The sequence below is a fragment of the Bradyrhizobium sp. CCBAU 51627 genome, from assembly GCF_028128765.1.
Lineage (GTDB): Bacteria > Pseudomonadota > Alphaproteobacteria > Rhizobiales > Xanthobacteraceae > Bradyrhizobium.
This window is the reverse complement of record NZ_LBJG01000088.1, coordinates 16,786-38,579: the sequence shown is the minus strand read 5'-3', so window position 1 is coordinate 38,579 and position 21,794 is coordinate 16,786. Positions and strand designations below refer to the sequence as shown.

At 65.1% G+C, this 21,794-nt stretch carries 22 protein-coding genes; 7 read left to right on the top strand and 15 right to left on the bottom strand.

Annotation, left to right across the window (positions count from 1 at the left end):
• The 7 genes from ribD to XH88_RS32470 form a co-directional block, all read right to left on the bottom strand.
• Nucleotides 1-1,149, bottom strand: a complete 1,149-nt coding sequence (gene ribD / locus XH88_RS32500; RefSeq protein WP_271672294.1) for a bifunctional diaminohydroxyphosphoribosylaminopyrimidine deaminase/5-amino-6-(5-phosphoribosylamino)uracil reductase RibD — start codon at nt 1,147-1,149, stop codon at nt 1-3.
• Nucleotides 1,146-1,628 (bottom strand): transcriptional regulator NrdR, encoded by a 483-nt coding sequence (nrdR, locus tag XH88_RS32495; RefSeq protein ID WP_028135990.1) that lies wholly within the window; start codon nt 1,626-1,628, stop codon nt 1,146-1,148. Before nrdR ends, ribD begins: the two co-directional genes overlap by 4 nt.
• 13 nt (nt 1,629-1,641) lie before the next feature.
• Nucleotides 1,642-2,940, bottom strand: a complete 1,299-nt coding sequence (gene glyA / locus XH88_RS32490) for a serine hydroxymethyltransferase (RefSeq protein ID WP_271672293.1) — start codon at nt 2,938-2,940, stop codon at nt 1,642-1,644.
• 301 nt (nt 2,941-3,241) lie between these two features.
• Entirely contained in the window at nt 3,242-3,463 is a 222-nt protein-coding gene (locus tag XH88_RS32485) for a hypothetical protein (RefSeq protein WP_271672292.1), read from the bottom strand.
• Between the two features lie 37 nt (nt 3,464-3,500).
• Nucleotides 3,501-3,737 (bottom strand): hypothetical protein, encoded by a 237-nt coding sequence (locus XH88_RS32480; RefSeq protein WP_271672291.1) that lies wholly within the window; start codon nt 3,735-3,737, stop codon nt 3,501-3,503.
• A gap of 198 nt (nt 3,738-3,935) precedes the next feature.
• Nucleotides 3,936-4,454 (bottom strand): transcriptional regulator LdtR, encoded by a 519-nt coding sequence (ldtR, locus tag XH88_RS32475; protein WP_128966623.1) that lies wholly within the window; start codon nt 4,452-4,454, stop codon nt 3,936-3,938.
• A gap of 487 nt (nt 4,455-4,941) precedes the next feature.
• Nucleotides 4,942-5,445, bottom strand: a complete 504-nt coding sequence (locus XH88_RS32470; protein ID WP_271672290.1) for a DUF6163 family protein — start codon at nt 5,443-5,445, stop codon at nt 4,942-4,944.
• Nucleotides 5,446-5,569: 124 nt separating this feature from the next.
• Between XH88_RS32470 and hemB the strand changes: the two genes are divergently transcribed.
• Nucleotides 5,570-6,631 (top strand): porphobilinogen synthase, encoded by a 1,062-nt coding sequence (gene hemB, locus XH88_RS32465; protein WP_271672289.1) that lies wholly within the window; start codon nt 5,570-5,572, stop codon nt 6,629-6,631.
• A gap of 162 nt (nt 6,632-6,793) precedes the next feature.
• Here hemB and XH88_RS32460 read toward each other — a convergent pair whose 3' ends face one another.
• Nucleotides 6,794-7,435, bottom strand: a complete 642-nt coding sequence (locus XH88_RS32460; protein ID WP_271672288.1) for a DUF6151 family protein — start codon at nt 7,433-7,435, stop codon at nt 6,794-6,796.
• Nucleotides 7,436-7,614: 179 nt separating this feature from the next.
• Here XH88_RS32460 and XH88_RS32455 point away from each other — a divergent pair, with 179 nt between their 5' ends.
• Nucleotides 7,615-8,154, top strand: a complete 540-nt coding sequence (locus XH88_RS32455; protein WP_271672287.1) for an RDD family protein — start codon at nt 7,615-7,617, stop codon at nt 8,152-8,154.
• Between the two features lie 119 nt (nt 8,155-8,273).
• Nucleotides 8,274-9,050: an arginyltransferase gene (locus tag XH88_RS32450; RefSeq protein WP_271672286.1), complete on the top strand. Its 777-nt coding sequence runs from the start codon at nt 8,274-8,276 to the stop codon at nt 9,048-9,050.
• A gap of 5 nt (nt 9,051-9,055) precedes the next feature.
• Here the strand turns inward: XH88_RS32450 and XH88_RS32445 are convergent, their stop codons facing one another.
• Nucleotides 9,056-10,408 (bottom strand): Nramp family divalent metal transporter, encoded by a 1,353-nt coding sequence (locus tag XH88_RS32445; protein WP_271672285.1) that lies wholly within the window; start codon nt 10,406-10,408, stop codon nt 9,056-9,058.
• Nucleotides 10,409-10,575: 167 nt separating this feature from the next.
• Here XH88_RS32445 and XH88_RS32440 point away from each other — a divergent pair, with 167 nt between their 5' ends.
• Nucleotides 10,576-11,820 carry an MFS transporter gene (locus XH88_RS32440; RefSeq protein WP_271672284.1) on the top strand — a complete coding sequence of 415 codons (1,245 nt, stop codon included), beginning with the start codon at nt 10,576-10,578 and terminating at the stop codon, nt 11,818-11,820.
• Here XH88_RS32440 and XH88_RS32435 read toward each other — a convergent pair.
• On the bottom strand, nt 11,817-13,076 hold the full coding sequence (locus XH88_RS32435) for an adenylate/guanylate cyclase domain-containing protein (protein ID WP_271672283.1): 1,260 nt from the start codon (nt 13,074-13,076) through the stop codon (nt 11,817-11,819). The genes XH88_RS32440 and XH88_RS32435 overlap by 4 nt on opposite strands.
• A gap of 163 nt (nt 13,077-13,239) precedes the next feature.
• On the opposite strand from XH88_RS32435, the gene XH88_RS32430 reads away from it, so the two are divergent.
• Nucleotides 13,240-14,397 (top strand): MFS transporter, encoded by a 1,158-nt coding sequence (locus tag XH88_RS32430; RefSeq protein WP_271672282.1) that lies wholly within the window; start codon nt 13,240-13,242, stop codon nt 14,395-14,397.
• Nucleotides 14,398-14,428: 31 nt separating this feature from the next.
• Entirely contained in the window at nt 14,429-14,620 is a 192-nt protein-coding gene (locus tag XH88_RS32425; RefSeq protein WP_271672281.1) for a hypothetical protein, read from the top strand.
• Nucleotides 14,621-14,627: 7 nt separating this feature from the next.
• On the opposite strand, the gene XH88_RS32420 is transcribed toward XH88_RS32425, so the two are convergent.
• Nucleotides 14,628-15,461, bottom strand: a complete 834-nt coding sequence (locus XH88_RS32420) for an N-acyl homoserine lactonase family protein (protein WP_271672280.1) — start codon at nt 15,459-15,461, stop codon at nt 14,628-14,630.
• Between the two features lie 951 nt (nt 15,462-16,412).
• Here XH88_RS32420 and XH88_RS32415 point away from each other — a divergent pair.
• On the top strand, nt 16,413-17,627 hold the full coding sequence (locus XH88_RS32415) for a YeeE/YedE family protein (RefSeq protein WP_271672279.1): 1,215 nt from the start codon (nt 16,413-16,415) through the stop codon (nt 17,625-17,627).
• A gap of 173 nt (nt 17,628-17,800) precedes the next feature.
• Here XH88_RS32415 and parC read toward each other — a convergent pair whose 3' ends face one another.
• From parC to XH88_RS32395, 4 genes are all read right to left on the bottom strand, one after another.
• On the bottom strand, nt 17,801-20,059 hold the full coding sequence (gene parC / locus XH88_RS32410) for a DNA topoisomerase IV subunit A (protein WP_271672278.1): 2,259 nt from the start codon (nt 20,057-20,059) through the stop codon (nt 17,801-17,803).
• A 60-nt stretch (nt 20,060-20,119) separates the two neighbouring features.
• Complete coding sequence (locus tag XH88_RS32405) at nt 20,120-20,398, bottom strand: hypothetical protein (protein ID WP_271672277.1); 279 nt, start codon at nt 20,396-20,398, stop codon at nt 20,120-20,122.
• Between the two features lie 102 nt (nt 20,399-20,500).
• Complete coding sequence (recO, locus tag XH88_RS32400; RefSeq protein WP_271672276.1) at nt 20,501-21,253, bottom strand: DNA repair protein RecO; 753 nt, start codon at nt 21,251-21,253, stop codon at nt 20,501-20,503.
• Nucleotides 21,254-21,393: 140 nt separating this feature from the next.
• Nucleotides 21,394-21,774 (bottom strand): hypothetical protein, encoded by a 381-nt coding sequence (locus tag XH88_RS32395; protein ID WP_271672275.1) that lies wholly within the window; start codon nt 21,772-21,774, stop codon nt 21,394-21,396.
• Nucleotides 21,775-21,794: the final 20 nt, after the last annotated feature.

Genomic DNA, 21,794 nt, shown 5'->3' with positions numbered 1-21,794 from the left:
TTAAGCGCGCTCGTAGATGGTGAGAGTATCGTGACCGAATGTCTCGCTAGCATGAACCTTGTAGGCCGGCGACTGCGTGATTTTCGACAGGGGCAATGCATCGAGCGCATCGACCCCGTCCGGGCCCACCTCTTCAGCGCCGCGGAACAGCCAGATTTCGTCGACGAGGTCGGCGGACACGAACGAGGCCGCAACGCGGCTGCCACCTTCGACCATCAGCCGCGTGATGCCCTTCCCGGCCAGCGCATGCAGCACGGCTGGAAGATCGAGCCCGGATGCACCGTTCGGTGGCATGCGCATGATTTGCGCACCAGCCGCGCCGAGGCGCGTCGCCGCGGCTGCTTCCGCAAGCTCGGAAGCGATCACCCAAAGCGGCGTCTCCCGTGCGGAGCGCACCAGCTGGCTCGAGGCGGGAATCCGCAGGCTATGGTCGAGCACCACGCGCACCGGCGAGCGCGCTGCCATGCCCGGCAGGCGGCAGTTGAGCTGGGGATCGTCCGCCAGCACCGTGCCGATCCCGACCAGGATGGCATCGCTCTGCGCGCGCAACAGATGCACCCGATCGCGCACGGCCTCGCCGGTGATCGCGAGCGGCTTGCCACCGGCCGCGCCGATCTTGCCATCGGGCGAGACCGCGAGCTTCAGGATGACATGCGGACGCTCGTCACGGATGCGGCGGAAATGACCGGCGTGGTCGAACGCAGCCTCCGTAGCGCAGAGGCCCACATCCACGGTGATGCCAGCGGCACGCAAGCGCGCATGGCCCTGCCCCGCAACTTCAGGATTGGGATCCTCGATCGCCGCCACCACCCGCTTGATGCCGGCCGCGATCACCGCGTCGGCGCACGGCGGCGACTTGCCGAAATGCGAGCAGGGTTCGAGCGTGACATAGAGCGTTGCGCCGCGCGCCGCCTCGCCTGCGCGCCGCAACGCTTCAGGCTCGGCGTGCGGCCGTCCGCCTGCTTGCGTCCAGCCACGGCCAACGATGACGCCGTCCTTGACGATAACGGCGCCTACGGCTGGATTGGGCCAGGTGCGCCCCTGCCCGCGCCGGCCGAGCGCCCGCGCCAGCTGCATGAAGCGGCGATCGGCGTCCTTGGACTCGCGGATCCGCGCGGCGAACTGATCCTCCAGGATACGGAAGATCATTTGCGGATCGCGGCGAGCCGCGCTTCCTCCTCACCGGAGAGCTCGCCGAGCACCTCGGCGAAATCCTTGGCCTCACGGAAATTGCGGTAGACCGAGGCGAAGCGCACGTAGGCGACGTCGTCGAGCGTGCGCAGATGCTCCATCACGGTCTCGCCGATCACCTCCGAAGATATCTCGGCCTCGCCCCCGGTCTCGAGCTCGCGCACGATGGTGGAGACCATCTTCTCAACCCGCTCTGGCTCGACCTGGCGCTTGCGAAGCGAGATCTGCACCGAGCGCATCAGCTTGTCGCGGTCGAACGGCACGCGGCGGCCGTTCCGTTTGATCACCGTGAGTTCGCGAAGCTGCACGCGCTCGAAGGTGGTGAAGCGGAAATTGCAGGCGACGCATACGCGCCGCCTGCGGATGACGGACGAGTCCTCGGTCGGACGCGAGTCCTTTACCTGCGTATCGAGACTGTTGCAGTTCGGGCAGCGCATCCGAGTACCCTGGTTACTGATAGATCGGGAACCGGTCGGTGAGCGCCTTGACCCGTTCCTTGATCGCGGCTTCCACCAGCGGCGCCTTGCCGTCGTCGGACTGCGCAATCGCGTTGAGGACCTCGGCGATCATGCCGCCGACCTGCTGGAATTCGGCGACGCCGAAGCCGCGGGTCGTCGCCGCGGGCGTGCCGAGACGCAGGCCCGAGGTGACGAACGGCTTTTCGGGGTCGAACGGAATGCCGTTCTTGTTGCAGGTGATGGCGGCGCGAACCAGCGCCTTCTCCGAGACATTGCCCTTCAGGCCCTTCGGCCGGAGGTCAACCAGCATCAGATGGTTATCGGTGCCGCCCGAGACAATATCGAAGCCATGGCTCTTCATCGCCTCGGCCAGCGCCTTGGCGTTCTCGACGACGTTCTTCGCATAAACCTTGAAGTCGGGACGCAGCGCCTCGCCGAAGGCAACCGCCTTCGCCGCGATCACATGCATCAGCGGGCCGCCCTGCAGACCCGGGAAGATCGCCGAGTTGAGCTTCTTGGCGAGCACCTCGTCATTGGTGAGGATCAAGCCGCCACGAGGACCGCGCAGCGACTTGTGCGTGGTGGTCGTGGTGACGTGGGCATAGGGCACGGGCGAGGCATGCACGCCGCCGGCAACGAGGCCGGCGAAATGCGCCATGTCGACCAAGAGATACGCTCCGACCGCGTCGGCGATCTCGCGGAAGCGCTTGAAGTCCCAGGCGCGGGAATAAGCCGAGCCGCCGGCGATGATCAGCTTCGGCTTGACCTCCTCGGCCTGCTTGGCGACCGCATCCATGTCGATGATCTGGTCCTCGCGGCGCACGGTGTAGTGCGCGGCCTTGAACCACTTGCCGCTCATGTTGACGGGCGAACCGTGGGTGAGATGGCCGCCGGCCGCGAGGTCGAGCCCCATGAAGGTGTCGCCGGGCTGGAGCAGCGCCAGAAATGCCGCCTGGTTCATCTGGCTGCCAGAGTTCGGCTGCACATTGGCAAAGTTCGCGCCGAACAGCTTCTTGGCGCGATCGATCGCGAGGTTCTCGGCGACGTCGACCCACTCACAACCGCCGTAATAGCGCGCGCCCGGATAACCTTCTGCGTATTTGTTAGTCATCACCGAACCCTGCGCTTCCAGCACGGCCCGGCTGACGATGTTCTCGGAGGCGATCAGCTCGACCTCGTGACGTTGCCGGCCGAGTTCGCCCTTGATGGCGGCGGCGATCTCCGGGTCGGCCTGCTCGAGGGAGGCGGTGAAAAACGAATCGGGCGCGTTGGCGGTCTTGGCTGACGTCATCGTGGAATATCTCCACCGCCGCAGCCTCTTGGTGGGCTACGGGGGTCTTGGTGTGGCGATCGGAAGCGGCGAGCGCGATCTACCACATCGCCCGCCCCCGGCCAAGCATTTGCGGGTCGGGCGGGGGAATTATGCCAGATATGGTGGAGATCGCCGGGATCTTGAGCCCCGGAAGCTTACGGGACAGCCCGGCATTGAGACGCGGACTGGCCGGTCAGGGCCCAAATTCCCTGCGAACGGGCCCGATGGCCCCTTGGAAACCAAATTGGCCCCGGACCTGCCGGCCTTCGGGCCTTCCCGTCTACAGCCCGGTATACCCCGCCTTCACCGGGTCAATGCTGCCGTCGAGCTGGCGCAGATAAGTCAGGCCGCAAACCGTCAACCTGTGCGTGTCCTTCTCGCCTGCTTCCATCAGGGTGTGGATGTACTGCGTCACCTTTTCCCGCGCCTCCTCGCTCGCTGCCGCCGTGCGATTGGCGAGCAGGTCATAGGTCTTCATGATGCGGTCGATGGCAGCTTCCATGGCACCCTCTGGCTCTCTTGAATTTTTGGAGTCTTGATCAGGCAACCGCTCTGGCCTCGGGCGACGCTTCAAAGCGAGCAATCGCCTTGTTGGCGAGCCTGATCTTGTTGAATTCACCGTGCTGGAGCAGCTTGATGATGATCTCGAGCAGGCGTTCGTTGGTAGCGAGCGTATCGGGGATCGCACCGGAGCGGCGCAGGTAATTCGCGGCGATGGCATAGGCATCGCTCACGAGTTCGACGTTCATTGCCTGCAACCCGCGTTCGACCAGCATCGCATCCTCCGATCCAGAAAGACAACTGCGACGCGAGGGACCGGTTCCACCTATCGGGCGGATTTTTTTGCAAGCGCGAAAGGACATCAAAACGCACCGGTCCGGGCAAAGCCGGGCCGGCGCGCTTGGGGAAGTCAGGCACATCAGGGAGGCTTGCCGGTCTTGTTGCGGGCCGGCTTGGCCTTGATCCCTCTAAACTCAGAGGCGGTACAGGATCTGGTCGGTCCAGAACCGCTCGAGGCGGTGCAGCGACTTGTTGAGGGTCGAGAACTCCTCGCCGGAGATGCCGCCGACCTGCTCCACCGTCTTGACGTGCTTCTGGTAGAGCGCGTCGACGATGCGGCGGACTTCCTGGCCCTGCGGCGTCAGGCGGATGCGCACCGAGCGGCGGTCAACGCGCGAACGCTGATGATCGAGGAAGCCGAGCTCGACGAGCTTCTTCAGATTGTAGGAGACGTTGGAGCCGAGATAGTAACCGCGCGTGCGCAGCTCGCCCGCGGTCAGCTCCTTGTCGCCGATGTTATAGAGCAGGAGTGCCTGCACGGAATTGATGTCGGCGCGGCCACGACGATCGAACTCGTCCTTGATCACGTCGAGGAGCCGGCGATGCAGCCGCTCCACCAGAGTCAATGCTTCCAGATAGAGCGACTGCACCGAACCCTGCGGGCCCGAAACGCGCTCTGCGGTATCTGCCGCAGTTGCGACGGCTTTCATCATGACACTTCCCCTGTTGTCGTTTTTATCGACACTTATTCGACGAAACTTGTGTCCCGTCTGATAGGCGCAACTTAAGGGGGGCGTTTGAAGATCGGCTTAAATAAGAGAATAAAGAGATCATGAATTTAAGACAGTGAATTGCGGATTAAGCCTGTGCCAGAAGCACTTTTCGCAACCGTCTGTTGACCGTCGCAAGGTCTTGTTCACCCTCCGTCCGCCCCTGCTGTCACATTCCAGAACAGCCCCGCCCCGTTTCGAAACGCACGCGTAAGAGCTGTGGCCGAAATCGCCAGGTCAACGAAAACTTACCTCGAATTTGAGGCAACCAGCGGTCAACCAAGTCACCGCGACGTCGCGAAGTTCGCCCTCACGTCCCGGATCTGAACAGACCGCAGGATGGGTTGAGCCCTTGCGAAACCACCATGTCTGACCTTGGATGTTATCGATGGGTTTCGCTGCGCTCTACCCGTCCTGCAAGAAGCGCGCGCTACGGCGGCCGTTCGCGCGCGGCCATCCAGGCGAGCGCCAGGTAAGCGGCGAGCATGAAGGCCTCGACGCCCACGACGACCAGACTGCCGCCGTAGATGCCCGGGAACATCAATTCGATCACCGCCATCGAGACCACGGTGGTGAGCCACACCACCGCGCCCCAGGGCGTGGCAAGCCAGAGACCGACCGCAGCGACGAGCTCGATGACCGCGAAGTAGATGGTCGAGGCCTGCCAGGCCATCGACTGGTTCTCGAACGCCTCGTCCTCGCCGCCGACGAAGCCGGTGACCTGCGCCCAGTGATAGAGGCCCTTGAGAATAGACAGCAGCGCCATCACCCGCAGGAACAGCACCAGCCGGCGGGTCCAGACGCTGTCGTCGGACGCGGCCCGCTCCGACGAGATTGCCGCCACCGACATCGCGCTGTCTCGCGCATTGTCTCTGATGGCGTCCCTGGTATTGGCGCTGTCGCGGGCCGCATCGCGGGTGGAGATCTCGGACATGGCCCCCTTCTGGCTGTTTCGCCTCGCAAAATCAATCGGCTGCCATCACCTTGCGGGAGGTCAAGCCGCGGTGACGGGAACCATGCGAGCTGGTATAAGAATAATTCCAGCCGGGAGAAGAGTCATGGCGATCAAATACGGACGTCCGATCGAATTGCGCGAGGTCGCGCGCGGGACGGGTGCAGCGGTGCCCCATGCCCTCGATCTGACCGTTCGCCCGCGCCGCAACCGCAAGGCCGAATGGGCCAGGCGCATGGTGCGCGAGAACGTGCTCACCACTGACGATCTGATCTGGCCGCTGTTCCTGATCGACGGCGACAACAAGCGCGAGCCGGTTGCCTCGATGCCCGGCGTCGAGCGCCTCAGCGTCGACCAGGCAGTGCGCGAGGCCGAGCGCGCCATGAAACTCACCATCCCCTGCATCGCGCTGTTTCCCTACACCGATCCGTCCTTGCGCGACGAGGAAGGTTCGGAAGCGACCAACCCGAACAATCTGGTCTGCCGGGCGGTGCGCGCAATCAAGAAGGAGTTTCCCGACATCGGCCTCCTCTGCGACGTCGCGCTCGATCCTTTCACCAGCCACGGCCATGACGGCCTGATCTCCGACGGCAAGATCTTGAACGACGAGACGGTCGCCGTGCTGGTGCGCCAGGCGCTGGTGCAGGCCGAAGCCGGCTGCGACATCATCGCGCCCTCCGACATGATGGACGGCCGCGTCGCCGCGATCCGCGAGGCGCTGGACCGCACCGGCCTGCTCGACGTTCAGATCATGGCCTACGCCGCGAAATACGCCTCGGCCTTCTACGGCCCGTTCCGTGATGCCATCGGCTCGGCCAAGACGCTCACCGGCGACAAGCGCACCTACCAGATGGACAGCGCCAACACCGACGAGGCGCTGCGCGAGGTCGAACTCGACATCGCGGAGGGCGCCGACATGGTGATGGTCAAGCCCGGCATGCCCTATCTCGACGTGGTCCGCCGCGTGAAGGACACGTTCGCGATGCCGACCTTCGCCTACCAGGTCTCCGGCGAATACGCGATGATCGCAGCCGCCGCGGGCAACGGCTGGCTCGACGGCGACCGCGCGATGATGGAAAGCCTGCTCGCCTTCAAGCGCGCCGGCGCCGACGGCGTGCTCAGCTATTTTGCGCCGAAGGCGGCGGAGAAGCTGCGGGCCCAAGGGTAAGCTCGTGCCCCGGACGCAATGCGGCACGGCGCACTTGCGACGTGATGCGTTGCAGATCCGGGGCCCATCTCACCGCGATCTCGCTAGTGCCTTCTGGTCCCGGCTGTGCGCGCTGCTTTGCGGCGCTTGTCCGGGACACGAGCGCAGAGTCGCCGACCGCTGCTAGACTCGCCCCGTTGCTTGCGCGTTCGACTGAGGTCCACATAAGGGGCGTAACGCATCGCGTTGCTCGCGCGATAGCACGGTGATTGGATAGATCGGCTCGCGCGTCTGCCGCTTGAAGAACGGATGCGGCCATGCCTTGCCCCGCACCTTCCAGACAAGCACCTTGCCTACGGCGCGCAGCACGAGGGACAGATTAAGGCCCGTTGAGCCCGCTGGTGGCTCGCCAACGGCGTACTTGCCGAGAATCGCGCCGATCGGCCGTCCGGCGATCTCGTCGACCGCCGGCGCGCCGCCCTCGAACGCCTGCGCGAGGATCCCCACGAAGGGAACGCTCGGGGAAAGCGTGTTGCCAACAGGCGTGTTGCAGCAGTTTGCATACCACCGATAGAGACCCTTCGGGCTCAGTCGCACCCCCACGATCCGGCTCTGTCCCTGCACGAACGTCAGCGTCGATGGCGCGACCTGGACAATGTCGCTGCCGCCGTTCGCATTCAGCAGATCGGCGCCGCCGAGCTGATGTGCGAAGGCCTGGCAGTCGTCGCAGTAGCAGACCACGCGATTGACCGTCCGCGGCGACACGCTCGTGACCACGGCACGGACCTCGCCGCACCGGCAACGTAGTTCGACCTGACGAGCCATCGAAATGTCCCTGTGCGGGCTCAACCCGTCGCGGCATGATGCAAATCACGGACCGCGCAAGCGCTCCCCCGCCCCCGAATCGCCGGAATATTTCGGCTTGTTAAGCTGGCTGCGCCCTTGGCAGGGGAAGAGCCTGTTCCCATGTCCTGCCTTGCGGAGTTTTCGCTGGGAGAACGGACATGTCGTATTCGGATTCGGGCAATGCCTGGCGCAATGACGGTGCCGCGCAGCCGCACGCCTATGATCCCTATCTGCATCCGGAACTGTTCCGCGGTGTCGCAACGCGGCGGGTGTTTGCATTCCTGATCGACATGGTCGTGATCTCCGTCCCCGTCATCCTCGGCTACATCTTCATCGCCCTGTTCGGTGTGGTGACGCTCGGCATCGGCTGGGCACTGTTCTGGCTGGCCTGGCCGGCCTCCGTGGTCTGGGCCATCGTCTATTACGGCGCCTGCATCGGCGGTCCCTCCTCGGCGACGATCGGGATGCGGATCATGGATCTGGAGCTGCGTACCTGGTACGGCGCGCCCGGTTACTTTGTCCTCGGCGCCACTCATGCCGTGCTGTTCTGGGTGACAGTCTCGTTCCTGTCGCCCTTCGTGGTGCTGGTCGGCCTGTTCAACGGACGCCGCCGTCTGCTGCACGATTTCGTGCTGGGAACGGTCGTCGTCAACAATTCCGTCCGGGCGCCCGTGGCCCAGACCGCCAGGACCTGGTGATCAAGGACCTATCAACCAGGATCGACTAAGCTGACTGATCAAACCTGCCGAGCAGACCGATTGACCAAGGGCTTCCGTAGCGCGATGCTGAGATCTAGTTCGGAGGCCCACGACGTCCCTTGACCCAGCACTCGCGCGACACCCCACAGTTTTACCTCACGGCGCCCTCTCCCTGCCCGTATCTGCCGGGACGGCATGAGCGCAAGGTGTTTACGCACCTCGTGGGTGACCGCGCCGGTGATCTCAACGACCTCCTGACCCATGGCGGGTTCCGCCGTAGCCAGTCCATCGCCTATCGGCCGGCCTGCGACCAGTGCCGCGCCTGTGTTTCGGTCCGCGTCATTGCCAACGAGTTCCGCCCGTCCCGCAATTTCCGCAAGGTGATGGCGCGCAACGCCGACATCATCGGCGAGCAGCGCAGCGCGGTGCCGACCTCCGAGCAATATTCAATATTCCGCGCCTATCTCGACGCCCGACACCGCCATGGCGGAATGGCCGACATGACGGTGCTCGACTACGCCATGATGGTCGAGGACAGCCATGTCGAGACCCGCATCATCGAGTACCGCAAACGCGGTCCCGACAGCGGCCTCACCGGCCGCGGCGAAGAGCTGATCGCGGTCGCGCTCACCGACGTGCTCAGCGACGGCCTGTCCATGGTCTATTCGTTCTTCGATCCGAACCAGGTCAGCCGCTCGATGGGCACCTTCATGATCCTGGACCACATCGCCCGTGCGCGGCGGCAAGGCTTGCCTTACGTCTATCTCGGTTACTGGATCGAGGGCTCCAAGAAGATGGACTACAAGGCCCGCTTCCTGCCGCAGCAGCGCCTCGCGCCCTCAGGCTGGCTGCGCATCGACGCGCAGGGCGATGCGGCGTCCGAGCCGCAGGATTAGCGCGGTCACCCGAACAGCGCATCCACCAGCAGCTTCACGTTCAAAACCACAATCACGCCCGCGACGATCCACGCGATCGCGGCGACATAGGGCGCGATCGCGAACCGCCCCATCTTGCGGCGGTCGGAGACGAAGCGGACCAGCGGGATCACCGCGAAGGGCAGCTGCATCGACAGCACGACCTGACTGAACACCAAGAGATCTCCCGTGCCACGCTCGCCGTAGATCGCGGTGACGACGATCACCGGAACGATGGCGATGCCGCGCGTGACGAGGCGCCGCGCCCAGCTCGGCAGGCGCAGGTCGAGAAAGCCTTCCATCACGATCTGGCCGGCGAGCGTCGCGGTGACGATTGAATTCAGGCCCGAGGCCAGCAGCGCCACCGCGAACAGCGTCGAGGCGATGCCGAGACCGAGCAGCGGCGAGAGCAGCTCAAAGGCCTGGCCGATCTCGGCAACGTCGGAATGACCGCTGGTGTGGAAGGTCGCGGCCGCCACCACCAGGATCGCGGCGTTGATGAACAACGCCAGCATCAGCGCAATGGTGGAATCCGTCGTCGCCCATTTGATGGCGTCGCGCCGGCCCTCGTCGTTGCGCGCATAGGCGCGCGTCTGCACGATGGAAGAATGCAGGTAGAGATTATGCGGCATCACGGTCGCGCCGATGATGCCGATCGCGATGTAGAGCATCTCTGGGTTGGTGAAGATCTCGCTCTTCGGCGCAAAGCCGCGCAGCACGTCCGCGACAGGCGGCGCGGCAGCGACGATCTGGACCGCGAAGCAGACCGCAATCACCGCCAGCAGCGCCATGACGAATGCTTCGAGGAAGCGGAAGCCGCGGTTCATCAGGACGAGCAGCAGGAACGCATCGAGGGCCGCGATCAGCGCGCCGCCGATCAGGGGAATGCCGAACAGAAGTTTCAGCGCGATTGCGGTGCCGATCACCTCGGCGAGATCGCAGGCGATGATCGCCGCTTCGCAGGCAAGCCAGAGCAGGAGATTCACCGCCGGCGAATAGCTGGCGCGGCAGGCCTGTGCGAGGTCGCGGTCCGTGACGATGCCGAGCCGTGCCGCCAGCGACTGCAGCAGGATCGCCATCAGGTTCGAGAGCAGGATGACCGCGAGCAGCGTGTAGCCGAACCTCGATCCACCGGCGAGGTCGGTCGCCCAATTGCCGGGGTCCATGTAGCCGACCGAGACCATGTAACCCGGGCCGACGAAGGCCAGCAGCCGCCGCCACCACGTCCCCGTCGTGGGGATGGAGACGCTGGCATTCACCTCAGCCAGGCTCTTCGTGGTCGGGGCGTCGGCGCGCCAGCCGGCAGCGTCGGGGGGCAGCTCGGGCGATCGGGCATCCATGTGACGAGAATACCGAATTCGACTTTTATTGCAACTCATTTGCAAGTGCATCTAGCCGCATCGGCTCCCGCTGCCACCATCGTCCCCGGCCCTGTCGGGAAGCGGGTGGGTTTGGCCGTCCCAAGGCCCCGATACTGGCACCATCAAGAGTTTGCAGGAAATGCGCCATGTCAAATCCGTCCCATCTCCCTGAGACCTTCAACCGCCTCGCCTGGTCCAACCTCGCGGCCCAGTCGGCCGAGCAGATTGCGTTGGCCGCAGCCCCCATCGTCGCGGTGCTGACGCTGGGGGTGGCCGAGGGCCAGACCGGCCTGCTCCAGACCGCCCTCACCTTGCCCTTCGTCCTGTTCGCCATCCCCGCCGGCCTGCTTGCGGACCGCATCTCGCGCCGCGCGCTGATGGCAGGCGCCGAGGCCCTGCGCGCTGCAGCGCTGGCTGCCATCGTCCTTCTGCTCGCATTCGGCGCGCTCAATCTGCCGCTGCTCGCGCTGCTCGGCTTTGCGGCCGTGTGCGGCACCGTCGTCTACAGCGTGGCCGCGCCGGCCCTGGTGCCTTCGTTGGTGAGCGCAGAGCTCCTGCCGGCGGCCAATGCCCGCATCGAGCTTGCCCGCACCATCGCCTTCGCAAGCGGCCCTGCGCTCGGCGGCGCGCTGGTGGGGTGGTGGGGCGCGAGCCCGGCCTTCAGCTTTGCCGCCGCGCTCTCGGCGATCGCCGTGATGCTGCTCTCTGGCCTCTATGAGCCGGCGCGCACCCCGGGGCCGCGTCGCCATCCGTTCCAGGACATTCGCGAAGGCGCGGGTTTCGTCTTCCACCATCCGCTGCTGCGGCCGGTGTTCATCACCCAATTCATCTTCAATACCGGCTGGTTCCTGCAGATCGCGGTGTTCGTGCCCTATGCCGTGCGCCATCTCGGTCTGACCGCCGCCGGCGTCGGCACCGTGCTGACGATGTACGGCGTCGGCATGGTGATCGGTGCGCTTGTCGCCACGCGCGTGATGCAGCGCATTGCCTTCGGCACGGTCGTCGGCCTCGGCCCGGTCACCGGCTTCATTGCGGCCCTCGTGATGGCGCTGACGGTGCTGGTACCCTCTCCCTGGCTCGCGGCCTTGAGCTTCTTCCTGCTCGGCGTCGGTCCGATCTTGTGGGTGATCTCGACCACGACGCTGCGCCAGTCGGTGACGCCGCCACGCCTGCTCGGCCGCGTCTCCGCCATCAACATCATGAGCTACGGTGCCCGCCCGCTCGGCTCGGCGTTGGGCGCGACTGTCGGCGGCCTCTGGAGCGCGGAAGCGTGCCTCTATCTCGCCGCCGCGGTCTTCGGTGCGCAGGCGCTGGTGATCTGGCTGTCGCCGGCCGTGGCGCTGGACCGGCAGCCGGCCATGGTGGGGGACGAAGCGGCGGCCCGGTGTTAGTTCGCCAGATACCGCTCGTAGCTCCCGGTCACCGGCTCGCTCGCATCGACCTCGGGATCGAGCGTGTAGAGATCCTGCGCGCGGCCGATGCCGCGGAGCGCGTAGCGGCCGGTGGAGACGAGATAGCGGCGGCCGGCGGCGTCCAGGCCCTTGTAGAATTCCGCCGAAGCCAACAGCTCGCGATCGACCGAGCGGCTCATCGAGGCGATGCGGCTGACCTCGTTCACGGTCGGTCCCACCACGGTGAAATCGAGCCGGTCCTCGCTGCCGATATTGCCGTAAAAGACCTCGCCGACATGCAGTCCGATATAGGCCGACGTGGTCGGGCGGCCCTCGGCCGCCCGGCGTGCATTCAGTGCCGCGACATTCTGGCGGAACAGGTGTTCGGCCCGCAACGCGGCCCGCCGTGCGTCCGCCATGTCCTCACCCCAGAACATCGCAAGCACGCCGTCGCCGATCAGCTTCAGCACGTCGCCGCCGGCCTCATGGATCGCGTCGATCACGGCCTGCGCATAGTCGTTGAGGAACGGGATGATCTCGTCCGGCCCGATGCTCTCGCTGATCCCGGTCGAGCCGCGCAGATCCGAGTACCAGAGCACGGCATTGATCCGCTCGGTGACGCCGCGCGAGATGCGTCCGCGCAAGACCTGCTCCGAGGCATCGCGTCCGAGATAGACCCGCCCCAGCGTCCGCACGATGTCGACCTGCTGCGCCGATTTGATCGCAAGCCCCAGCACCGGCACGAGATCGCGCAGCGCGGCGAGCTCGGCTTCGGCAAAGCCATCCTCACGCCGTGTCGTCCAGTAGGAATAGAGGCAGTCCATCTGACCGAGCGCTCCGGTCTCTCCGAAGCGGTGCACGAAAGCCAGGAAATGGCGGTGACCGTTTTCGGCGAGATCGCCGATCTGCGAGAAATCGAGCGAGGGCGCGTCGGCGAGGTCGATCACCATCTCGTCGTGGCCATGCTCGAGCAAATGATAGAACACCGAGCGGCGCCAATTCTTGGCCGCATCGCCCTCCGCCGTCGAGCCATATTCGATCACGTCGCTCTCGTTGGTCGGGGTATCGCTCCAGCGAAAGGCGCGGCCCTCATAGATCGGATGCAGCGTATCGATGACGACGAGGCCGCGCGAGAGTTCCAGGCCCTCGGCGCGGCAGCGCTCGCAGAAGCCGCGCAGGAGTTCGGGTTCGGGAAGGCCGGTGAGCCCCTGGCTGGCCAGCCAGTTCGTCAGCGCGAGGCGCGAGGTCAATTGCATGCGCCATTATGGCGTGCATTCGTGACGAGCGGAAGGCCGCAGACCAGCTTCGATCCAGGCTCCCATCCACAAGCAGATCGAATATGTCTCGGACGCGGTTGACGCGCTGGCACTGCCGGCTGCAAATGGAACCGATGACACTGCCGACCAGAAACACGGGGACATGAGCCAGCGCCAGCTTCCGATCATCCTCGCGCTCGGCACGACGCAGACCCTGGCCTGGGCCTCCAGCTATTATCTGCCAGCCCTGCTCGCCGATCCCATGGCGCAGGACCTTGGGGTCTCCTCGAACTGGATTTTTGGCGCGTTCTCGGCTTCGCTCGTGATCTCCGCGATGCTGGGGCCGCGCATCGGCCGGCAAATCGATCTCGTCGGCGGACGGCAGGTGCTGTCGGCCTCGAACCTGACCATCGCGGCGGGCCTCGTGCTCCTTGGGTTCTCGCAATCCGTTCCGGTGATGGCGTTCGCCTGGCTCGTGCTCGGCATCGGCATGGCGATGGGACTCTATGACGCCGCTTTCGCTGCGCTCGGCCGCATCTATGGCACCGAAGCCCGCGGCTCGATCACCGGCATCACGCTGATGGCGGGCTTTGCCTCGACCGTCGGCTGGCCGCTCACCGCCTGGGGATTGGCCCATGTCGGCTGGCGCGAGACGTGTTTCGCCTGGGCTGCGGCCAATATCCTGATCGGCCTGCCGCTGAATTTTTTCATGCTGCCCGCGATCAAGGGCGCCAAGCAGGCAGCCGCGACCGCCGAGAAGCCGCATTTGCCGCTCGATCGCACGATGGTGCTGCTCGCCTTTGTCTTCGCGGCGGTCTGGACGGTGACCGGGGCCATGGCCGTGCATTTCCCGCGCATCCTCGAGGCAGCAGGAGCAACGCATGTCGAGGCGATCGCGGCCGGCGCCCTGATCGGCCCGGCGCAGGTGGTGGCGCGCATTCTCGAAGCGAGCATCCTGAGCCGCTTTCATCCGCTGTGGTCGACCCGGCTCGCCTGCCTCACCCACCCGATCGGAGCCGCCGTCGTCGCCATCTTCGGCGCCCCAGCCGCAAGCGCCTTTGCGCTGCTGCACGGCTCCGGCAACGGCATCCTGACCATCGCGCGCGGCACGCTGCCGCTCGCGATCTTCGGCCCGAAGGATTTCGGCTATCGCCTCGGCATCATCGGCGCGCCGGCGCGCATGGCGCAGGCCGTGGCGCCGCTGGCGTTCGGCCTTTTGATCGACGTTATGGGCACCAAGGTGCTGATGGTCTCGTCCGCCCTCAGCCTCTCGGCGCTGGCTGCGCTGTTTCTGATCCGCGCCACGTCGCGGCCGGATTGACCGCGCCTCCGCTTTCGCGCACAAGCGCAGCATGACCGACGACAATCGCCCGCCCCGCACCTTCAAAGACCTGCTGCGCTGGGCCATGACGCCGCCGCAGGCCTGGGGTGTCTACCTCCTCGCCGTGCTCCTGGTGTGGCTGCTCTCGTTCTATGCCGGCACGCTGAAGCCAAAGAAGACTCAGGACCCGAGCCCGCCGGCGGTCACAGCACCGAAGAGCTGATCCCGCCTCAATCGTAAAATTCCGGCGACATCTTCTGGGTGTCGCGCTGCGCCTTGTCGTGATTGATCCACAACTGCGCCTTTTCCTTCGAAACGATGTCGGCGATCTTCTGCATCGAGGCGACCGACTGCTCTTTGCTGACATTCATCGTGGGGACGCGCCGGTTGTCGTAATTGTCCCTGAAGTGGGCGGCATCGCCTGACAGCACCACCACGCCGGTCTTCGGCAGTCTCACCATCAGCGACTGGTGTCCCGGCGTGTGGCCGGGCGTCGACAGGATGGTGATGCTGCCGTCGCCGAACACGTCCCTGTCGCCCGCGAGCAGTTCGACCGGATGCGAGAGCTTGAAGCGCGGCTGGTTGTTGGCGCCGGGCCAGTCGTATTCGGCCTTCTGCACATAGAGTGTCGCCTGCGGGAACAGCTCGACATTTCCAATGTGATCTGGATGCGTATGCGAGACGCCCATCGCCTTGACGTCGGCGGGTTTCACGCCGATCTGCTCGAGCTGCGCGGCAAGCGTTTTTGGACGCCGCCAGGTGACGGCCTTGGGATCGGCCGGCACGAGCCCGTTCGGCATCGCTGCGACGGCGTCGGGAATGCCGGTGTCCCACAGGAACCAGCTCTGGCCGTGCTTGATGAGATAGCAGGTGTCGACGAAATCCATCGACTTGCCTTCATTCACCCCGGGCGACCAGCGCGAGATATCGCCGGCGACACCCTCCCCGCAGTTGAGGATGTAGAGCTTTTCGACCCCCGTCTGCGCGGATGCAGAATGAGCGGACAGCGCGAGCGCCGCGACGGCGAGCACATACGCGATCCCGGACATGATCTTGCGTGGCATCCTTGGTCCCTCCTGGCTGCGCGTTCTTGGTACGACCGAGAACTAACCCCGCCCCTACCGCAGAATTCCGCTTCTGCTCACTATAGCCCACACCAGCATATCCTTTTAACGCTCAACACCCAACGAGAGCCGCGATCGCCTGGCGCATCCAGCCGTCCGTGACCCGTCGGGCAAAACAGCCGCGATCGGACCGCATCTTGAGTCAAGTCCGGGCGCGCAAAATATTCCACTTTACCGAAATTCGGATTTGTCGTATAGACGAAACACCCTGACCTTCGACAAGGGGCGGATCGCGATCGTCACGAACCGCGGGCCAGGCTGCGATGGACGCGACGGCGTCGGGCGCGATCGGCGTTGCAGGGCGGCTTCCTGCCGTGAGCAATTGCCTCGTGCCGACGACACGACGCTGACAGCGTCTTCGCATGACTTCGGACGTGAGCACACGCCAGCTCCCGAAGCGACATGCGAGGACGTGCGCGGACGAACAAGTCGTGTGGTCCTGACGCCCGCAAGCTGGCGTCAAGCCTTGCGGTGATGCGGCAGGCCAACCGGCCCGCGCATCGATCAACCGCCGGAGCGACGGGGGCAACAGTGCAGCGCTCCCCGAGGAGAGCACGAAGGACACGTTAAAACCATCGCGCAGGGAAGGCCGGGCGATCCGGCGAACCTGCGGTCCACCCCGTGTGCATTTCTATGGCGCACGGACCTTGCGGGTGCCAGCCGGCGCCCGGCCTTCCCTGCGCCCTTGTTCCGATGAGGGTGACGCGATCGAGCAAAACTCGGGCGAACGCGCCGCGAGAACGCGGACACACGTCCCCCACGTTGGAGGCGCCTCGTCGCGCAGGGTCGCGGTTCCTGAGTTGGCCTTCTCGTGCATCGCCGCGCAATGATTGGAACGGCACTTGTTCGCCAAGGTTAGCTCTCATGGCAGAGGCCAGTTGGAATGAGAGCATGACCGATCTGTCCATCGATGCACGACTGCTTGCTCCTGACAATGACCGGCAAAGCGCCGACTTCAAGATCGTCGCTCTCGCTGCCGCCATTCTGCTTGCCGGTGCAGTGGCTCTGTCGGTTTCGATTTCGTGGCGGCAGGGACCATTGTTTCTGCTCGGCGGCGCGCTCGGCTTGACGCTGTATCATGCGCTGTTCGGGTTCACCTCCGCCTGGCGCGTATTCATTGTCGCGCGAAGGGGCGCCGGCCTGAGGGCGCAAATGGTGATGCTTGCGCTGGCGACGGCCCTGTTCTTCCCGGCACTGGCACAGGGCACGCTGTTCGGACAGGCCGTGCATGGCGAGCTCGGAGCAGTCGGTGTCGGCATGCTGACGGGTGCATTCCTGTTTGGGCTCGGCATGCAGCTCGGCGGCGGCTGCGCGTCGGGAACGCTGTACACCGCCGGCGGCGGCAACACCCGCATGCTGGTGACGCTGGCGGCCTTCATCGCGGGATCGACAATTGGCGCGCTGCATCTGCCGTGGTGGAGCGCGCTGCCGAACATCGGGGCGGTGTCACTGATCGAACGCTTCGGATGGCTTCCGGCGCTCCTGCTCTGCTGGCTGGTGATGGCCGCGATCTGTCTCCTCAGCATCAGGGCCGAGCTTCGGCGACACGGCGAGCTCGAGCCGGGAGCACGGACCAAGTTGCAAGGCGCACGCCGCTTCATGCAGGGGCCGTGGCCTCTGCTGTGGGGCGCGATCCTGCTGGCGGCAGGCAACTTCGCAACGCTTTATCTTGCGGGACGGCCGTGGGGCATCACCTCGGCTTTCGCGCTCTGGGGATCGAAGATCCTGATGGGCCTTGGCGTCGACGTGGCGTCGTGGCCCTACTGGCAAGGCGCCCGCGCCGCCTCGCTGCATCAAAGCGCTTTCGCGGACATCACCTCCGTCATGGACTTGGGGATCATGCTCGGAGCGTTGCTGGCGGCAGGGCTTGCCGGCAAATTCAATCCGACCTGGCGCCTCTCTCTCCGCTCGCTGCTGGCCGCCATCGTCGGCGGCCTGCTGCTCGGATATGGCGCGCGCCTCGCCTATGGCTGCAACATCGGCGCCTATTTCAGCGGGATCGCGTCCGGCAGCCTGCATGGCTGGTGCTGGCTGGTGGCGGCCTTCATAGGCAACATCCTGGGAACGCATCTCCGGCCGCTGTTCGGCTTGGCCGTGGAAAGATGAGCCTGCGCCTGATCGACCTATCGCTTTCTCGCGGGTGCCCCGGACGCGGCGCAGCGCGTAGCGGTGCGCTGCTGAGCCGGGGCCCATGTCTCCGAGAGTCCCCGTGCAGCGTGGGTCCCCGGCTCTGCGCAGCAACGCAAGAGCGTTGCAGCGCGTCCGGGACAACAACGCAACTACCCGATCACCTTGCCGAACTTGTTCGACTTCGGAAAACCCTTGGGTGGCAGGCGGCCGGCGTCGGCACGGGTGCCCTGCCATTCCGCGAGTTCCTTCATGGTCGCGGAGAATTCGCGCCCCGCAGAGTCCTTCCAGGTCAAGCCTGCCTTGGCCTCGAAGACAGCGACGTCGGAGAGACCGCCGTCCTTGTACTTCTGCAGGCGCACGCCACGACCGCGCGCCATCTCCGGCACCTGGTCAAGCGGGAATATCAGCATCTTCCGGTTCTCACCGATGACCGCGACGGTGTCGCCGAGCACTTCGGTGACCGCGCGCGCCTCGTTCGGCATGTCGACGTTGAGAACCTGCTTGCCTTTCTTGGTGGTACCGACGCAATCGTCCTCATTGACGACAAAGCCCTGGCCTTCGTGGCTCGCGACCAGGAATTTGCGACCGCCCTTGTGGACGAACAGCGCAACGGGCGCTGCCTCCTGCTCGAGGTCGATGAACAGGCGGATCGGCTCGCCATGGCCGCGGCCACCCGGCAGCTTCGCAACATCCAGCGAGTAGAACTTGCCGTTGGTGGCGAACAGCAGGAGCTTCGAGGTCGTCTCGGCGAAGAAGGCAAAGCCGAGCTTGTCGTCCTGCTTGAAGGCAAGGCCCGAGAGATCCTCGACATGGCCCTTCATGGTGCGGATCCAGCCCTTGTCGGAGACGACAACCGTCACCGGCTCTCGCTCGACGAGCGCTTCCTCCATCGCGGCGAGATCGTGCTCGGGGGCGTCTGCAAAGGTGGTGCGGCGCTTGCCGAGCGAGGTCTTCGGTCCGAACATGTCACGGACCTTGCCGACCTGCTCGCCGACCTTCTTCCACTGCTCGGCTTCGGAGGCGAGCACGCCTTCGATGCCCTTCAGCTCCTTGCGCAGATCCCTGTCCTCATTGCGGATCTCCATTTCCTCCAGCCGGCGCAGATTGCGCAAACGCATATTGAGGATCGCTTCCGCCTGGATCTCGGTGAGCTTGAACGCCTTTATCAGGGCCGGCTTCGGCTCGTCCTCGGTGCGGATGATCTTGATCACCCTGTCGAGGTTGAGATAGGCGACCAGATGACCGCCCAGGACTTCCAGCCGGTGCTCGATCTGCGCCTTGCGGAAATTGCTGCGGCGGATCAGCACGTCGCGCAAATGGTCGAGCCATTCGCGCAAGCACTCCGCAAGCCCCACCACCTTGGGAATGCGGCCCTTGATCAGGACGTTGAGATTCAGCGGAATCTTGCTCTCGAGCTCGGTCAGACGGAACAGCGATTCCATCATCAAGGCGGGATCGACGTTCTTCGACTTCGGCTCGATGACGAGGCGGACGTCCTCGGCGGATTCGTCCCTGACCTCGCCCACCAGCGGCAGCTTCTTCTGGTCGAGCAGTTCGGCGATCTTCTCGACCATTCGCGACTTCTGCACCAGATACGGAATCTCGGTGACGACGACCACCCACGTGCCGCGGGCACCCTCCTCCTGATGCCACTTGGCACGGACACGGAACGAGCCGCGGCCGGTGGTGTAGGCTTCGGCGATGGCCTGCTTGGAATCGACGCAGATGCCGCCGGTCGGAAAATCCGGGCCCTTCACCCACTTCAGGAGCGCCTTGGACTTCGCGTCGGGCTTCTCGATCAGATGCAGCGCGGCATCGCACAGCTCGGCGGCGTTGTGCGGGGGGATCGAGGTCGCCATGCCGACCGCGATGCCCTGTGCGCCGTTGGCGAGCAGGTTCGGGAAACCGCCGGGCAGCACCACCGGCTCTTTCGACTGGCCATCGTAATTGGCGCGGAACTCGACGCCGTCCTCGTCGATACCCTCGAGCAGAAGGCGCGCGACGTCGGTCATGCGCGCTTCGGTATAACGATAGGCGGCAGGGTTATCGCCGTCGATATTGCCGAAATTGCCCTGGCCGTCGACCAGCGGATAGCGCGAGGAGAAATCCTGCGCGAGGCGCACCATGGCGTCGTAGATCGCCTGATCGCCGTGCGGATGGAACGAGCCCATCACGTCGCCGACGATTTTTGCGGATTTCTTGAAGGCCGTGCCGGGGTCGAGCCTGAGCAGGCGCATGCCATAGAGGATGCGCCGGTGTACCGGCTTCAGGCCGTCGCGCGCGTCCGGCAGCGCACGGTGCATGATGGTGGAAAGCGCATAGGCAAGGTAGCGCTCTTCCAGCGCGTCACGCAGCGGCACATCATGAATTTCGGCCGGTTCTTCCGGCGGAACGATTCGTTTTCCCATGCCGCCCGGTTAAACCGTGGAGGCGAATCGGGCAAGGATGGATTGGTTCCCTGTGGGCTTCTACTGCCCTGCCCAGCCGGCCGTCACGGTGGGCTGGACCTTGGCAGGAGGCGTCGCCGGCGTATTGGCGATGCAGCGGCGGGCCGCCTCGATCTCGGCGTCCGTTGCCCCATGGGATCGCGCCCATGTCTCGGCCGCCGCAGCGGAATATTTCGCAACATAATACCGGACGACAGTGCAGGAGGCACGACGAAAGACGCTGGGTTGCGCCTCGCCGGCAATTGCGTCAGGCACAAAAGCGAGCAGCGCCGCGGTCAGCGCAAAACCCCGGATCAACATGTTGGCTGTCCCCCATTGTGGAACCTGCCGCGCCAACGCAAGGAGCCGAATTTCGTTCCGGCGGAACTCTATGCCCTGTGGCAATGCAGCAACGCGATTAGCTCATGGCGCCGGGAGTGCCGCTTTGGCCTGCTGCCGGAGCAGGGCATTGATGAAGCCCGCGCGAGCGTCAGAATGGCCCTGCCCTCGTGGCTCCAGCACATGACGCAGCAGGAACAGGCCGGTCAGCCGGAAGCCGTCCTGGAGATCCTCGTCGGTGAGGTCGTCATGCATCTCCCCCTGGCGCAGGAACGGCGGCAGCCGCAACAGCCGGTCGCGCCACGGCTCACCCGCGCCGCGCGACACCGCACCGCCGGATTTCGGCGAGACATAAATCAAGTCGGTGGTCTCCCCTGTCACTGCGCAGTTTTCGAGCGCGAGCCCGAAGCCGAGCTCGGAGAGCATCGCCAGCTCGAAATGGATGAGATGCACGGCGGCGCTGCCGATATCATCGAAATCGTCGAGCGAATGTTCGAGCAGCGCAAAGATCTCCTCGTGCGGATCGCGCTCGGGAAGCAGCCGCGCAATCGAAGCCAGATGGGTGACGCCGTAGACCCCGTGGGACGATCCCAGCAGCGTCGCGGCGCGCAGCTTCAGGCCCTCGATCGCGTAAGTGCCGAGATGCTCGTCGAGCCGCGCCCGCCACACCGCGCTGACGCTGTTGCCGGGCTGCAAGAGCGGCCGCAGCCGCGAACTGGCACCGCCGCGCACGAGACCGAGATGCCGGCCGTGCTGGCGCGTCAGCAATTCGACGATGGCGCTGCTCTCGCCATGCCGACGCACGCCCAATACAATGCCTTCGTCGGTCCATTCCATGGGGGGAAGCTTACAGGATTCCAATCAGGAGCGCAGCGCCTCTCCCGCCATTCCGGGGCGCCTCGAAGAGGCGAACCCGGAACCTCGAGATTCAGGGGCTCGATGCTACGCATCGCCCCGGAACGACGGAGCATGCCAACTCACGCGTTGAACCAGCCCTGCGCGTCGCCGGTAAACGAGAAATACAGCCCGAACGCGGTCAGCACGCAGGAGACGATCTCGATGGCGCTGTCGAGCTCGAGGCCCCGCTCACCGAGGATCTGGCCGAGCGAGATCACCGACAGCACCAGGGCCGCCGCGAGCACCCAGCGCGGCCAGTTCTTGCGCCAATGCGCGGCCAGCCAGACGAAATAAAGCAGCAGCAGGATCATGCCACCGGCGAGCAGCGTCCCCGTCATGATCATCTGCTCGGTCATCTCGATCGTCGGCGTGCGATCCTGCACCGCCACCGACAGCGCATCCAGCATCAGCGAGGCATAGAGCAGCGCTTCGAAACGCTGGACGTTGCGGGGCACACTCATCGGCGACTGATCTTTTCCTG